General features: G+C 63.2%; 9 protein-coding genes and 1 tRNA gene. 5 read left to right on the forward strand and 5 right to left on the reverse strand.

The window, feature by feature from the left end; all coding sequences use genetic code 11:
- Positions 1-220: 220 nt before the first annotated feature.
- Positions 221-1,885 carry a C69 family dipeptidase gene (locus AC1AXT_RS07150; RefSeq protein ID WP_476540914.1) on the reverse strand — a complete coding sequence of 555 codons (1,665 nt, stop codon included), beginning with the start codon at positions 1,883-1,885 and terminating at the stop codon, positions 221-223.
- 127 nt (positions 1,886-2,012) lie between these two features.
- On the opposite strand from AC1AXT_RS07150, the gene AC1AXT_RS07155 reads away from it, so the two are divergent.
- Positions 2,013-3,410 carry an ATP-binding protein gene (locus AC1AXT_RS07155; protein WP_476540916.1) on the forward strand — a complete coding sequence of 466 codons (1,398 nt, stop codon included), beginning with the start codon at positions 2,013-2,015 and terminating at the stop codon, positions 3,408-3,410.
- A gap of 130 nt (positions 3,411-3,540) precedes the next feature.
- Positions 3,541-3,613 (forward strand) — tRNA-Lys (locus AC1AXT_RS07160).
- Positions 3,614-3,723: 110 nt separating this feature from the next.
- On the opposite strand, the gene AC1AXT_RS07165 is transcribed toward AC1AXT_RS07160, so the two are convergent.
- Positions 3,724-4,356: a TetR/AcrR family transcriptional regulator gene (locus AC1AXT_RS07165; RefSeq protein WP_476540917.1), complete on the reverse strand. Its 633-nt coding sequence runs from the start codon at positions 4,354-4,356 to the stop codon at positions 3,724-3,726.
- 278 nt (positions 4,357-4,634) lie between these two features.
- Here AC1AXT_RS07165 and AC1AXT_RS07170 point away from each other — a divergent pair, with 278 nt between their 5' ends.
- On the forward strand, positions 4,635-5,483 hold the full coding sequence (locus AC1AXT_RS07170; protein WP_476540919.1) for a patatin-like phospholipase family protein: 849 nt from the start codon (positions 4,635-4,637) through the stop codon (positions 5,481-5,483).
- A 33-nt stretch (positions 5,484-5,516) separates the two neighbouring features.
- Here the strand turns inward: AC1AXT_RS07170 and AC1AXT_RS07175 are convergent, their stop codons facing one another.
- From AC1AXT_RS07175 to AC1AXT_RS07185, 3 genes are all read right to left on the reverse strand, one after another.
- The gene (locus AC1AXT_RS07175) at positions 5,517-6,671 is read right to left on the reverse strand and encodes an ATP-binding protein (RefSeq protein WP_476540921.1); all 1,155 of its coding nucleotides are present in this window, start codon (positions 6,669-6,671) and stop codon (positions 5,517-5,519) included.
- 110 nt (positions 6,672-6,781) lie between these two features.
- The gene (locus tag AC1AXT_RS07180; RefSeq protein ID WP_476540923.1) at positions 6,782-7,273 is read right to left on the reverse strand and encodes a GNAT family N-acetyltransferase; all 492 of its coding nucleotides are present in this window, start codon (positions 7,271-7,273) and stop codon (positions 6,782-6,784) included.
- Between the two features lie 85 nt (positions 7,274-7,358).
- A complete protein-coding gene (locus tag AC1AXT_RS07185) occupies positions 7,359-8,744 on the reverse strand; it encodes a putative ABC transporter permease (protein ID WP_476540925.1) in 1,386 nt (461 codons plus the stop codon).
- A 337-nt stretch (positions 8,745-9,081) separates the two neighbouring features.
- Between AC1AXT_RS07185 and AC1AXT_RS07190 the strand changes: the two genes are divergently transcribed.
- Both AC1AXT_RS07190 and AC1AXT_RS07195 read left to right on the forward strand, forming a co-directional pair.
- The gene (locus tag AC1AXT_RS07190) at positions 9,082-11,892 is read left to right on the forward strand and encodes a YhgE/Pip domain-containing protein (RefSeq protein ID WP_476540927.1); all 2,811 of its coding nucleotides are present in this window, start codon (positions 9,082-9,084) and stop codon (positions 11,890-11,892) included.
- Positions 11,889-14,075, forward strand: a complete 2,187-nt coding sequence (locus AC1AXT_RS07195; protein ID WP_476540929.1) for a YhgE/Pip family protein — start codon at positions 11,889-11,891, stop codon at positions 14,073-14,075. The genes AC1AXT_RS07190 and AC1AXT_RS07195 overlap by 4 nt, the downstream gene beginning before the upstream one ends.
- Positions 14,076-14,100 lie beyond the last annotated feature (25 nt).

Here is a 14,100-nt window from a genome sequence, read left to right on the forward strand (position 1 = left end):
CGCCAGCATGAAAACAGCGTCCAGAAACCCCTAAGAGTGGGCGTCCGTGCGGAAAAGGCGTCCAGACTTTTTGGGCACTCCGATCACTGGACACCATGCATTGTTTAGCACTTTGGCAAAACGGCAGAATTCCGCCAAAACCGGCCGCCTCGCGCAGCATGGTCACCCTGAAAGCTGTCCAGTACCTTGGCACCCCCTCAAACTCTGGACGCCTTTCCTCCTAGAGCCACTTGTCAGACATGGCGAAGCTGTTGTTCATCAGGTTGCTGGACGTGTAGAGCACGTCGAACAGCAGCCGCGACGTCTTTCCCTCGAGGAAACGCGCCATCGCTTCGTTGGCCTCCTGCAGCAGCTCCGTCACCGGCGCATCCGTCACCGGCGTCTCCGTCACTGCCGCCTCCGGCGCGGCAACCCCACTGCCTTCAGGTTCCAGAACGCCCTCACCTGCACCCGCTGCGGCAGTATCGGCCGCCGCATCCGCATCGGTTTCCCGGCCAGCTCCAGCCGCCTGCGCCACGCGCAGCAGCCGCGCGTCGGTTTCGGCGACATGGCGGTGGCCATACGCCTGCACCTCTTCGCGATACGCCTCCACAAGCCCGTCGTTCTCGAAGAAATGCGTATCGGCGAGCGCGGCAATCAGCCGGTTCGACCAGTAGAGCGAATCGGTCGACACCTTCTCGCCCGGGGTATCGCGCAGATACGCGGGCGTCTCATGCACGTTGGCATAGAACGGCGCCGCCGCGGTGAATGGCTGCGAGCCGTAGGCGATCCACATCAGCGAACGCGAATCGGCCGGCGCATACGGTCGGATCTGCATCGCCACCATGTGCCCGGTGCGATTGACGCCGACGGGCCGGAACCGGTGCCGGCTTTCCGGCGTGCCGGTCGTGCCGTACGGGTCGTAGGGCGTGCCTTCGAAATGGGACGCCATCAGGAACGCGACGTCCTCAAGCGTCACCTTGTCGTCGGGCTTGCGGCACCACGGCAGGTCGTCCGAGTCGGGGCGGTACTGCGCGGCCGGCGAATCCCAGTCGGCGGACGGGTTCAGCGTCCGCTGCATGTACCACGCGCGCGGGGTGTTGTAGATATGGTCTTTCGGCGTCGCCGTGCCGAACGCCTTGCGCGGATTGAATACGTTGAGCTGGTCGAGCACGTTCGAAATGGTGCGGTCGAGCCGGTTCGCGGCCATCCAGTCCAGCAGGTCGGCCGAGCACATGAAGCTGCGCCGCTCCCCCAGCGCATCGTCGGCGTCGAAGAAGTCGATGCCGAGCTGGTTGGGAATGGCGGCATAGGAGTCGTCGGGAACGCGCCGGGCAATCCAGTGATGGCCGCCAATCGTTTCGACATACCAGATTTCATCCACGTCGGAAAACACGACACCGTTCGCCTCGTATGTCCCGTAGGTCTCCAGCAGCGACCCGAACCGCTCGACCCCTTCGCGGGCCGTCGCCACATACGGCAGCACCAGCGTAATGATGTCCTCTTCGCCCAGCCCTCCGGGCACTTCGGGACGGTACCCTTCCTCCCCCGGCTTCCCCACGGCCGGCTGGTAGGCGACGAACGGATCCGCCCCGAGCACGCGCGGATTGACCGCGATCGTTTCGGTGGCGCTCATCGCCACGTTATGCTCGTTGACGCCGGCCTCGGCGAGCACGCCGCGATTGGGCAGCACGTTCGGCACGATGGAGTACCAGCATGGATCGTCGGGCAGCGGCACCGTCATATGGCTGAGCACGCTATGGTATTCGCGCGGCTGCTCGGCCGGGCTGACGGCGACGAATTTCTTCGGGTCGTAGCGTCCGGAACCGGAATCGTCGTCGCGTGCGATGATCGTCGAGCCGTCGATGCTCGCGTCTTTGCCGATGAGAATGGTAGTGCAAGGCATAGCTGCATCATACGCCCGCTGTCCACCGCCCCTCGCGTTATATAATCACGATTAGTATAATCACGATTATACTAAGTACGATTATATTAAACGGAACGTTATCAAGCGGCACAGGAAGGACGGCGCCATGTTCGTAGGCAGAACACAAGAGCTTTCAGTGCTTGAAGAGCACTACGGGAACGACACGGACCAGCGCATGGTCGTCGTCTACGGCCGGCGCCGCATCGGCAAGACGGCGCTGCTTTCCCAGTTCAGCCAGGACAAGCCGACGCTGTGGTTCACCGCCCGCGAGCAGAATGACCGGGCTAACCTGCAGTCGCTGGCGCAGACGGCATTCGACTTCTTCGGGGAGACGGAACTGTCCGCCACGTTCACCGACTGGCTGGAGCTGTTCCGCTACATCGCCCGAAAAGCCGCCGGCCGCGGCAACATGCTGTTCGTATTCGACGAATTCCCCTACGCCGCGCAGGCAGCCCCGTCGCTCGCGTCGTCGCTGCAGATTGCGCTCGACCATGAATTCGCCGGCACCGGAATCTTCACGGTGCTGTGCGGCAGCAACGAAGGGTTCATGGAAAACGAAGTGCTCGGCGGCAAAAGCCCGCTGTACGGCCGCCGCAGCGCGCAGCTCAAGCTCAAGCCGTTCGACCTGTTCGAAGCGACCGAATTGATGCCGGCAGACGCCGGCTGGGAAGAGCGCATCGGCTACTATGCCGCGCTCGGCGGCACGCCGTACTACCTCAGCCAGCTGCAGGAAGGAATCGGCTTCACGGAAAATCTGGAGCGCCTGTGCTTCAACCGGACGGGAACGCTGTACGCCGAGCCGGAGATGCTGCTGCGCGAGGAACTGCGCGAGCCGGCGATGTACCAAAGCGTGCTGGAGGCCATTGCGCACGGCGAGACGAAAGCCGCCGGCATCGCCGACCGGACGGGGGTGACCGCTTCCCATCTGTCGCCGTATCTGAAAACGCTGGAAGCGCTCGGCATTGCCGAACGCAAGCTGCCGGTCGGCGACACATCGGCGAAATCCCGCAAGGGACTGTACGAGATTACCGACCCGTTTTTCGCGTATTGGTACCGTTTCGTCGCGCCAACGGTCTCGCTGATCGAAATGGGCAACGGAACGGCCGCGGCGAGGCTTGGCACGCAAAGCGAGGCGTTCACCACCTACGTTGGCCAGCAATTCGAAGCCATGTGCATGCAGTGGCTCTGGCGCCAGGTCAACGCCGGCAAGCTCGATCTGCTTCCGACGCAATTCGGCAAATGGTGGGGCACCGATCCGGATCGGCGCGAGCAGACCGACATCGACATCGTCATGAACGACGAATTCAACAACCGCATGCTGTTCGGGGAATGCAAGTGGCGCAACTCCTTCGACGTGGCACAGGCGGCGGCCAATCTGCGGCATCGTTCGGCGCTGCTCAGGCCCGAAGGCAACACGCTGATGTACCTGTTCAGCAAATATCCCGTCCAGGCGCCCGAAGGATTCGTCGCCGTCGACGCGGAGACGATGCTGCAGGAGGCATAGCGCATGGCACAGCGGACGGCATTTCGATGTGCGCTCGGACGGTACCGCGCTGGTGGCCGGTAGACGCGGCCCCGTCGCGGCGTTTCGATTTGCGCTGAAACGGTACGCCGGTATATAGTTACACTTTGTTGCCCCTCTAGCTCAACGGTTAGAGCAGCGTCCTTTTAAGTCGTGGGTTCAGGGTTCGAATCCCTGGGGGGGCACGCTCCTTCTTCTTTTCCCGCTTTTCTGAACAAGATTTCTCAGTGGCAGCCCGCTTGGAACGTCGCCGGCAAGAACCGTGGGACCCCTCTCCACCGCCCGTCCGGCAATCTCACCACACTTCGTCGATATCGTGGATCAGACGCAGAATCAGCGCCTTGAGTTCCGCCGTCCCCACCTGCGCTCCGTCGACCAGCCACATGCGCACGCCGGAAATGAAGGCGCTCGCAATCATTTCCAGCACCAGCGCGCGGTTCACGGTGCTGGGCCGCTCGTGGCGCCGCACCTGTCCGGCAGACTCGCCGCGCGCAAACAGCCGCTGCCAGAAATGGTAGCCAAGCAGCCGCTTCCAGCGCTCGACGAACCGTGCATCCGGAACCTGCACCAGCAGCAGGCGGAACAGCGCATCATGCGCTTTCAGCACGCTGACGAAAGCGTCATAGGCTTCCAGCACCCCGTCGCCGCCGCGCGCGAAGTCTTCCATCGGGCGCCCGGCAGCGGCAAGCTCGCGCAACAGCCGCTCCTCGATCTGCCCGAGCACGTCGTCGACGCTTCGGTAGTTGGCATAGAACGTGCTGCGCGCCACGAACGCCCGCCGGCACAGCCCGCTGACCGTCAGGCTGGAAGCGCCCTTGCCGCTGGCCGCCATCCATTGCACGAGGGCGTCCTCCATCGCGGCGCGCGCCGGCGTGCGTTCCGGCACCGGCCCGGGCAGCCCGTCCGCGTAGGGATTGGGTCCCTGCATGCCGCCCTCCTTCCGCTCGACTCGGGCCTGTCGCGTCGATTCCCGCTCGCCGGCTTATCGCTCCAAGGGCGATGCCGAATCCCTCGCCCCGCTCCCGTTGCCACTCCATCGTAGTGAACACTTTCGCCAATATCGTAGGGCGCCCGCGCCGTGTCATCGCCTTTCGAACCGCTGGAATTGGCACTAGACCGTTGCGTCGCCAGCGAGCGCAAAGCAAGCGCAGAGCGACCGCAAAGAGCCAAGCGCAAAGCGGCCGCAGCGAGAGGAAGGAGCCCGGCATGGAGCGGAAAATCGGCATCATCGACGTAGGCGGCGGCCTGCGCAGCGCCTACGGATCCGGGGTGTTCGACTACTGCCTCGATCACGGCATCCGCTTCGACTACGGGCTTGGCGTCAGCGCCGGCTCGGCGAACGTCACGTCGTTCTTCGCCGGCCAGCGCGGCCGCAGCCGCCGCTTTTACACGCAGTACCTCACGCGGCCGGAGTATATGAGCGTCGGCAATTTCCTGCGCACCGGCTCCTACCTCGGCTTTGACTATATTTACGGCACGCTGATGAACCGCGGCGGCGAGGACCCGCTCGACTACGACGCCATGGTCGCCAGCGGCGCCGAGATTCGCGTCGTGGCAACCGAGGCGCGTACCGGCCGCACGCGCTTCTTTACGCAGGATGACATGCGGCAAGACGACTACGACATCATCAAAGCGTCGAGCTGCCTGCCTGTCATGGACCGTCCGTACGTCATCGACGGAACGCCGTATTTCGACGGCACGATCAGCGACCCGGTGCCGATCCGGAAGGCCTTCGCCGATGGCTGCACGCACGTCGTGCTCATTCTCACGCGGCCGCGCGCGTTCCGCCGCTCGCCTTCCCACGACCTCGCGTCCAGCGGCCTGCTCGCGCTTTCCTATCCGAAGGCCGCCCGTTCGCTGCTGGGCCGCGCTTCCACCTACAACCACGAAGTCGACGAAGCCGAACGGCTGGCGGCCGCGGGCCGGGTGACGATCCTCGCGCCGGCCAGCATCGACGGCATGAGCACGCTCAAGCAGGACATCCCGGCCATCGAACGCCTCTACGACCAGGGCTTCCGCGACGCCGCCGCCCTGGATTTCCTGCAGCAAGCCTAAAGATTCAGCCCTCGCCCGGCGCCCCAGCCATTGTTACCGACCGTCGTCGAGCATCGCACGCATCTGCTCGTAAGCGGCATGCTCGCGCAAGTATTCGCGCATATACGGAATCTTGAAATCGACGCGGCCATATTCGGTCGACTCGATAAGGTCCTCTTTGATGAGCTTCGTGCGGTAGACATTCGCGAACTGCATGGAACGCCCCAGCCGCTGGGCGATATCCGCCGTCGCCGACGGTCCGTCATCCTGGCTCATCGCCAGCAGATAGCTGCGCGCCATCTGCGGCAACCCGTCGAATGCCGGACCATGCACCATGCTGCCGAGCATGACCGTTGCCTTGCGCACGCCTGCCTGCGCCTCCTGCAGCGAAATGACGCTCGGATCGTCGCCTTTTTCCGCCGCCTGCCACGCGTAGTAGCCGACTAGCTGAATCATGTAGGGGTAGCCGTTGGTCGCTTCCGTCAACACATCCAGCACTTCCGACGACGCGCTTTTGCCGCCTTCCGCAATCGTTTTCGCGAACGCCTCGCGGATATCGTCCAGCTTCACGCTGCCAAGATGGTCACGTTCCGCACGACGCAGGAACGTAAGGATGTCGTCGTTGATGACTTCCTCCACCATCGACGGCAGCCCGGCGAATACGAACGCGATATTGCGGTTTTCGCGGATAAGGTGCTGCACCGCCGTCGCCAGTGAACGCATTTCCGGCATCGACTCCGGCTGCACTTCATCGAGCGTCACGAGCACGCCGTGCTTCTTTTCGTTGATATGGTCCAGCTTGTCGCCAACCGCCTTGCGCAGCGTCAGGGAACGCGTATTGTCCTGTAATTCCACTTCGCCAAGATTCACCGAAGCCTGCGAAACGCCAAACGCTCCAGAGAGGGACGCCGACGGAAGCTTCACCGACGCCAGACGCCGCTGCTTGGTTTCAAGCGCTCCAATGATTCGGTCCGTAAAGCCGGGTTCCGCCGTTTCATCAACGACTGTCCAGCCGCGTTCACGTGCAACGTCGCCCAGCGCGTTCAGCATCACCGTTTTGCCTACGCCGCGGGCTCCGGTGACGTACATCAGCCGGGCTGGCGCGCCTACGCCGTCATCAAGCGCAATCGAGAATTCCTCGATATCGGCATCGCGGCCGACCAGTACCGGCGGCGTCTTGCCTGCCGTGGGTTTAAACGGATTCGCCATGCCTGCCTCCCGCGAAGATATAACAGATATAAAAGATATAACAGATATAAAAAAGTATAATGCATTGGCGCAGGAGGCAGCCAGTCAGAGATGACGAGAGATTAACGGGTTTAGAGGTCCATTTCGAGGAAGATGGCGGACTTGGCGGGGTTGTTGTTGTATTTTTCGATAGGCTTGAAGCCGTACTTTTCGTACAGCGCCACGGCGTTCTTCATGAACGGGAACGTGTCGAGGCGCATGTGCTTGTAGCCCTTCGACTTCGCGTCGGCGATGACCTGGTCGAGCAGCGCACGGCTGACGCCCTGCCCGCGGTATTCGGGCCGCACGTACACGCGCTTGATTTCGCAGTGGGTATCGTCGTTCTTCGTCAGCGCCGCGCAGCCGGCCGGGTGGCCATCGTCCATCGCCACGTACATCGCGCCGGTCGGCGCCCCGTACTTGCCGTGGACATTCTCGAGTTCGGCTTCCAGATTCTGCGAAGCGAGCATCTGCTCCACTTCAACCCCGTGCTCGCGGATCGTCGTCGTGTACTCCCGGACGAGGTCGACGAAATCCTTCGGGTCGTCCTGCGCGGGAACGATTTCAATATCATGCTTGGTCACGTGCTCCATGCTTCCCGAGCGTAGCGTTGCGCCGCCGCCACCGTCCGCCGGTTTTGCGCAACGCTCACCACGCCTTTACATACGGCTACATGCGGCCGGCGGACTTCGGGTTCAGGCTCATCGTCTGGAAGCGGTTGCTCATGAACGAGTTGTCGAAGTAGCGCGCGAAGAACTCGGCGATCGGCGTATCCTGCGAAATGCCGGCGAGGCGGTTGTACCAGGCGTCGAGCGACATCAGCGTCATGATGCCGTCGAACAGGATCAGCACGAAGCAGATGGCGGTCAGCCAGTAGCGCACCTTCCACGGGATCATCTGGATGAGCTTCAGGAACGGCGGCAGGCACAGCTTGATCCACGCCAGGCCGAGCAGGCCCCACATGCACATGAACAGCACCGACGTACGCCCGTCGATATTGCCCCATTCGTTCGAATAGTTCCATGCGGTGATACCAAACGCCGTCTGCATGAACCAGCTCGTGAAGTACTCGAACGCGCCGCCGATGACCGCCGACGCGCAGAAAATGAGGAACGGCGACGACTTGTACAGCCGGTTGAGGCACACCGTCATCAGCACGGCGCCGAAGCCGTAGATCGGCGAGAACGGCCCCCACAGCATGCCGGCACGGTCCTGGTAGACGCCGAAGACGATGTAGTGGAAGATCGTTTCGAGGATCAGCCCGATGATCGACGCCGCCACGAACATCCAGAAGATGTTGAAGAAGTTCAGCGTGATGTACCCGCGGCCTGACGGGTCTCGCCCCGCCATGCCCTGCGCCCGCTGCTCGTCGTAGAGCGCCTCTTCGTCCATGCGCTTGAGCTGCCACTGCACGCGCCGTTCGCGCCGCAGCGCAGGGTCGATCGTCACCGAGAACACGACGAGCACGACGAACTGCACGAACGGCAGGATCAGGTGCCAGTCCAGCCCGTGCAGGCACATCGCGAGCAGCATCTTGGCGATGACCAGCGGAATGAGCACGTACGTCCAGTACATTGCGTAGCGCCGCTTGCCGACGAGCACGAGGAACCCGAACACCACCAGCCCCAGCGCCGTCAGCGTCTGCGCGCCCAGCTGCACCATTTCCAGCAGGAACGTCAGGCTCTTGACTTCCCTGCCGACTTCATCGGTGCTGACCTGCGTGATGACGTCCAGGATTTCGCGGATCAGGAACGGCAGCGTCGCCAGGCCCGCGACGACGATCAGCGCGCCCAGAATGCGCACGAATACATTGAGCTTCTTTTCCCCGGCGTCGAGCGAGCGTTCCTCGGCATGCCACGAGTCGCGCTTCGCCTTGCGTTCAGCGGCATCCTGCTTCAGTTCCTGCCGGTCGGCCTTCACGTCGCGTTCGACGCGCTGCGACGCCTTCAGCGCGGTCTGTTCGAGCTTCCTGCCGCCCTGTTCAAGATTCTCCTTCACGCGCCCCGCGTTCGAACGGCCGGCGTTGCGGTGCTTGCGATTCCTGTTGCCCGTCATCGTCCCCATCTCGTTTCGTCAGGCACCGGCACTGCCGGCTGGTTGGTCCCTTCACCCTCCAGTGTGGGACAAAAACGCTCCGAACGCCCCCTTCCGGCGCGCCTTTTTCGTGCCGGGCGAACAGCGGACGCCTGCGCCACGCCCGCAGCCCGGCGCGACACGAAACGCTACACTTTACGTAGCGCTACGTAGAGCGTATCGTTTACACTTGCTTTCCGATACGGCCCGCATGCCGCGCGGGCACGCCGAAACAGCACGGCGCCGCGCGGGCGGACAGGCAAGCACGGAGCGGCAAAGCGCACACAGCGCAAGGCGGATACGGGCAAAGAGAGGCAGCATGGGCAATGTATGGACGATACTGCGCCGCGACCTGAAACGGTTGCTGCGCGTGCCGGCAGCGTGGGTCATCGTCGGCGGCCTCATCATCATTCCGGCGCTGTACGCATGGCTCAACATCTACGGTTTCTGGAATCCGTACGGCAACACGGCCGACGTGAAGATCGCCGTCGCGAACGACGACGAAGGCACCGACAGCGACCTGCTGGGGAAGATGGACCTCGGCGACCAGATCGTCGATACGCTCAAAAGCAACCACCAGCTCGGCTGGCAGTTCTTCGACAACGCCGGCGCCATGGAGTGCGTCGAGTCCGGCGAGTGCTACGCGGCCATCGTCATTCCCAAAGATTTTTCGAGCAAGGTCGCGAACATCCTTACCAGCGACGGCGACCAGCCCGCGCTCGAATACTACGTCAACGAAAAGGCGAACGCCGTCGCCCCGAAGATCACCGACGTCGGCGCGACGACGGTGGACCGGCAGGTCAACAACACGTTCGTCTCCACCGTTTCGAACGTCATTTCCGAAATGGTGAACAAGGCGAGCGGCGAGGCAACGCAGCAAACAAACGCGACGATCGACAACGTCACGAAGAAGCTCGGCGAAGTGAGCACGCAGCTGGAATCGGCACGCACGACGCTGCAGAATCTTGAAAAGAAACTCGACGGCATACCCGAAAAGACGGCGGCCGCGCGCAACGCGATGGACCATGTCAGCTCGGCGGCGTCCAGCGCCAGCGGAGGACTCGACAAAGCCGAAGACCTGCTGGAAAAGTCGCAGGGCAATCTCAATTCATTCACGTCGACGACCGGTACGGCGCTCGACAACGCGTCGAGCCTGCTCTCGCAGGCGACGAACAGCGCGAACGCGAACGTCTCCACGATTACCGGCGGCGTTTCGGCGGCAACCGGCTACGTTTCCGGCGCGCTGACGACGATGAAGGACGTCAACGAAACGAACGCCGAACTCATCACCGAACTCAAGTCGATCGACTTGTCCGGCATCAGCGCGTCCGTCAACACGCAGTTCCAGGATCTCGTCAGCCAGCTCGAGCAGAAGAACGGCGAGACGGCGAGCGCGATCGCGAACCTGACGACGCTCAATACCGACGTCAGGAACACCGCCGACAGCACGCAGAGCTTCGCCGATTCGTTCACGTCGGCAACGAACACGACGCTGGATTCGGCGGCGAAGGCGCGCTCGTCGCTGACGAGCGGCGCGCTGCCGCAGCTCAACAGCGGGCTGTCGTCGCTGGCGGCGACCAGCGGGCTGCTGTCGGCGTCGGTGAGCGGCTCGACGTCGCTGGTGGCGCAGACGAACGCCGTGCTCACGCAGCTCGACTCGATCAGCTCCTCGGCCGGCGACGCGCTGGAAAGCACCGACAAACTGCTCGGGACGCTGCTGGAGAAAATAGATTCGGTGTCCACCGATCTCGGCGCGCTCAATACGGCGTCGATCCTCTCCTCGCTGTTCGGTTCGGACGGCGAGCTCGACACGTCGCATATCGCCGAATTCATGATGTCGCCGACGGTGCTGAAAACGACGACGCTGTACCCGATCGCCACGTACGGTTCCGGCATGGCGCCGCTGTTCACGAGCGTCGCCAGCTGGGTCGGCGTGTTCATGCTGATGGTGATCGTCAAGCTGGAAGTGGACGACGAAGGGCTCGAAGGGCTGTACGTCACGGCGTCGCAGAAATACACGGCGCGGTTCCTGTTGCTCGCCATCATCGCGTCGCTGCAGGCGCTGACGGTGACGATCGGCGACCTGATCATCGGCGTGCAGACCGTCAATCCGTTCATGTTCGTGCTGACCGGCTGGATCAGCGCGATGACGTACCTGTCGATCGAGTACGCGCTGTCGACGACGTTCATGCACGTCGGCAAGGGGCTGTGCGTGGCGCTGATCATCGTGCAGATACCGGGCGCTTCGGGCCTCTACCCCATCGAGATGATGCCGAGGTTCTTCCGGGCGCTCTACCCGTTCTTCCCGTTCACGTACACGATCAGCGCCTACCGCGAAACGATCGGCGGCTTCTACGACGGGCAATGGGTGAAGATGGCGCTCGTGCTGGCGCTGTTCTTCACGCTGTCGTTCATCGTCGGCATCGTCGTGCGGCCGTGGCTGACGAATCTCAACGCGCTGTTCGCGCGCGAAATCGCCGAAAGCGACATGATCGTCGGCGAAACCCCGTGCCTGCCGGAGCGCCCGTACAGCGCGGCGGTGGCGCTGCAGGCGCTGGCCGACCAGGGCGGCTTCCAGAAGCAGATCGAGCGGCGCGCGCAGCATTTCGCGAAGCTGTACCCGAAGCTGCTCAAGGGCGCGCTGATCGCCGGCATCGTCGTGCCGGTAGCGCTGGCGATCGTGTTCTCGGTGGTGCCCGACGGACAGAAGGTGGCAGCGCTGGCGGCGTGGTGCATCTGGCTGCTGCTGATCATCGCGTTCCTGATGATCGTCGAGTACATCCGCGACAGCCTCAACCGGCAGGTGGCGATGAGCGGGCTGTCGAGCGACGTCATCGTCGCGAGCCTGTACCGGCGCTCGCTGGCCGCGAAGAAAGCCAAGGAGCGCCGGCACGAGGCGCGGCATGCCGCCAAGGAGCGGCACAAGGCGCTCAAGCTCGCCAAGAAGCAGGCGAAGCACGCTGGAAGCGGCACCGACGGGGTCTCCGGCGCCGCCCAGCTGCCGCCTTCCAGTGACCTGGAGGATACCGGCCAGCTCGACGGCTTCGACGAACTCGCTGGCTTCAAGGGAACCGACGGCTCCGAAGGTTCTGAAGGCTCCGACAGCCCCGACGGAAAGGACGCGGCATGAAAACGATCTGGAAGCTGTTCGTCGGCGACGTCAGGCGCCTGACCAGCAACGTCGTGTCGATCATCATCGTCATCGGCCTCGTCGTCATTCCGGCGCTGTTCACGTGGTTCAACGTGGCGGCCTGCTGGGACCCGTTCGCCAACACGAAGAACCTCAAGTTCGCCATCGCGAACGAGGACGAGGGCTATTCGAGCGACCTGCTGCCGATCAAGGTGTCGATCGGCGACGACATCGTCAACTCGCTACGCGCCAATTCGGACCTCGACTGGACGTTCACGTCGAAGGACGCTGCCATCGAGGGTACGAAGTCCGGCACCTACTACGCGGCCGTCGTCATTCCGGCGGACTTCTCGAAGACGATGATGACGTTCCTGTCCTCGGACGCGGAGCACGCCACGCTCGACTACTACGACAACGAGAAGCTCAACGCGCTCGCGCCGAAGGTCACGGGCCAGGGCGCCGACACGATCGCCGCGGAAATCAACGAGATGTTCGCGAAAACGATCACCGATTCGGCGCTGTCGATCGCCAACGCGCTCATCGAGAACCTCGAGAAACCGCAAGCGCAGACGACGCTGGCGAAGTTCAACAGCAACGTCTCCGACCTCGCCTCGGCGCTCACCGACAGCGGCACCGCGCTGAGCGCCTACGCCGGGCTCACCGATTCGGCGAAGACGCTGCTGGATTCGTCGACGGCGCTCGTCAAGAACGCCGACTCGTCGGCGAAGGGCGCCGTTGAGGAACTCAAGACGGCGAAATCGTCGGTCAGCGACCTGACCGGCGCGCTCGACACGTCCGTCGACGCGCTCAGCTCGGCGCTGACGGCCAGCGCCACGGCGTTCGGCTCCGTCTCCACGCAGCTCGACACGCTGTTCGACAACGTCGACAAGTCCGCGAACGACGCGGCCTCGTCGATCACCGACATGGCGACGACGATCTCGACGCAGGCTTCCGACTACCAGAAGCTGCGCGACTCGCTGGCCGCGCTGGAACCGGACCTGTCCGACACGGCGAAAGCGGCGCTCGAAGCCGTGCTTGCACGGCTCGACTCGCTCATTGCGCTGCAGCGGACGCTCGCCAGCGATCTGAACGACGCCGCGAAGAAAATCTCGTCTAAAGTCAGCGATGCCGACGAGGACCGCGAGTCGATAAAAAACCTTGCGTCGCAGGCGAAAAACGCGGTGGACGGAATCTCGAATGATTTCAATACTTCCGTAAAACCCGACCTGACGGCGATGAACGAGCAGTTCACCGACGCTGCTTCCCAGCTCGGCAGCGCGGTGGCCGACCTGAAGGATTCGTTCGGCGACCTGTCCGACACCGCCAGCGATGTCGACAGCGGCCTGACGAAGGCGCAGCAGGTCATCGCCGACGCTTCCGACAGCCTGACGCAAGCGGGCACGAAGCTCTCCGATTTCCAGAAGAAGCTCGCCGCCGCGCTCGATTCCGGCGACATGGCGCAGGTGAAGAAAATCCTGTCCTCCGACTCGACGTCGCTCGCCGAAACGCTTGCGGCGCCGGTCAAGCTGGAAACGAAGGCCGTCTTCCCGGTGGAGAACTTCGGCACCGCGCTGACGCCGTTCTATTCGTTCCTCGCGCTGTGGGTCGGCTCGCTGCTGCTCGCGGTGACGCTGAAAACGACCGTTTCGAGGAAGACGCGCGCCGAACTGGGCGACCCGAAGCCGCACCAGCTGTACCTCGGCCACTACGGCGTCTTCCTGCTGATAGCGCTGCTGCAGAGCACGTTCATGCAGCTGGGGCTGCTGCTGTTCCTGCGCGTCAAGATGGTGCATCCGCTGCTGTTCCTCGTCGACGGCTGGGGTTCGGCGTTCGTATATTCGCTGTTTATCTATACGCTCGTCGTCAGTTTTTCGAACGTCGGCAAGGCGATTGGCGTGCTGTTTTTGGTCATGCAGATCACCGGTTCCGACGGTGCGTATCCGCTTGCCGTGTTGCCTAAGATTACGCAGGAAATTTCGCCGCTGCTGCCGATGACGTATTCGGTGAAGGCGGCCCGGGCGGCCATTGCCGGCATCTACCAGAACGATTTCTGGGGGTCGATCGGAGGCCTGCTGCTGTTCGTGCCGCCGGTGCTGCTGATCGGGCTGCTGCTGCGCAAGCCGCTGGTCGGGTTCAACCGGTGGTACAGCGCCAAGGTGGAGTCGACGAAGCTGCTCGGCTGAGCGGCACGAAGAAGGGAAGGAAGGC

This window comes from Bifidobacterium sp. LH_450 (assembly GCF_056356715.1).

Bases quoted from the DNA above. Each gene is read 5' to 3' on its own strand.
- AC1AXT_RS07150 (WP_476540914.1), bottom strand. From the start codon at position 1,885: ATGCCTTGCACTACCATTCTCATCGGCAAAGACGCGAGCATCGACGGC.
- AC1AXT_RS07155 (WP_476540916.1), top strand. From the start codon at position 2,013: ATGTTCGTAGGCAGAACACAAGAGCTTTCAGTGCTTGAAGAGCACTAC.
- AC1AXT_RS07165 (WP_476540917.1), bottom strand. From the start codon at position 4,356: ATGCAGGGACCCAATCCCTACGCGGACGGGCTGCCCGGGCCGGTGCCG.
- AC1AXT_RS07170 (WP_476540919.1), top strand. From the start codon at position 4,635: ATGGAGCGGAAAATCGGCATCATCGACGTAGGCGGCGGCCTGCGCAGC.
- AC1AXT_RS07175 (WP_476540921.1), bottom strand. From the start codon at position 6,671: ATGGCGAATCCGTTTAAACCCACGGCAGGCAAGACGCCGCCGGTACTG.
- AC1AXT_RS07185 (WP_476540925.1), bottom strand. From the start codon at position 8,744: ATGACGGGCAACAGGAATCGCAAGCACCGCAACGCCGGCCGTTCGAAC.
- AC1AXT_RS07190 (WP_476540927.1), top strand. From the start codon at position 9,082: ATGGGCAATGTATGGACGATACTGCGCCGCGACCTGAAACGGTTGCTG.
- AC1AXT_RS07195 (WP_476540929.1), top strand. From the start codon at position 11,889: ATGAAAACGATCTGGAAGCTGTTCGTCGGCGACGTCAGGCGCCTGACC.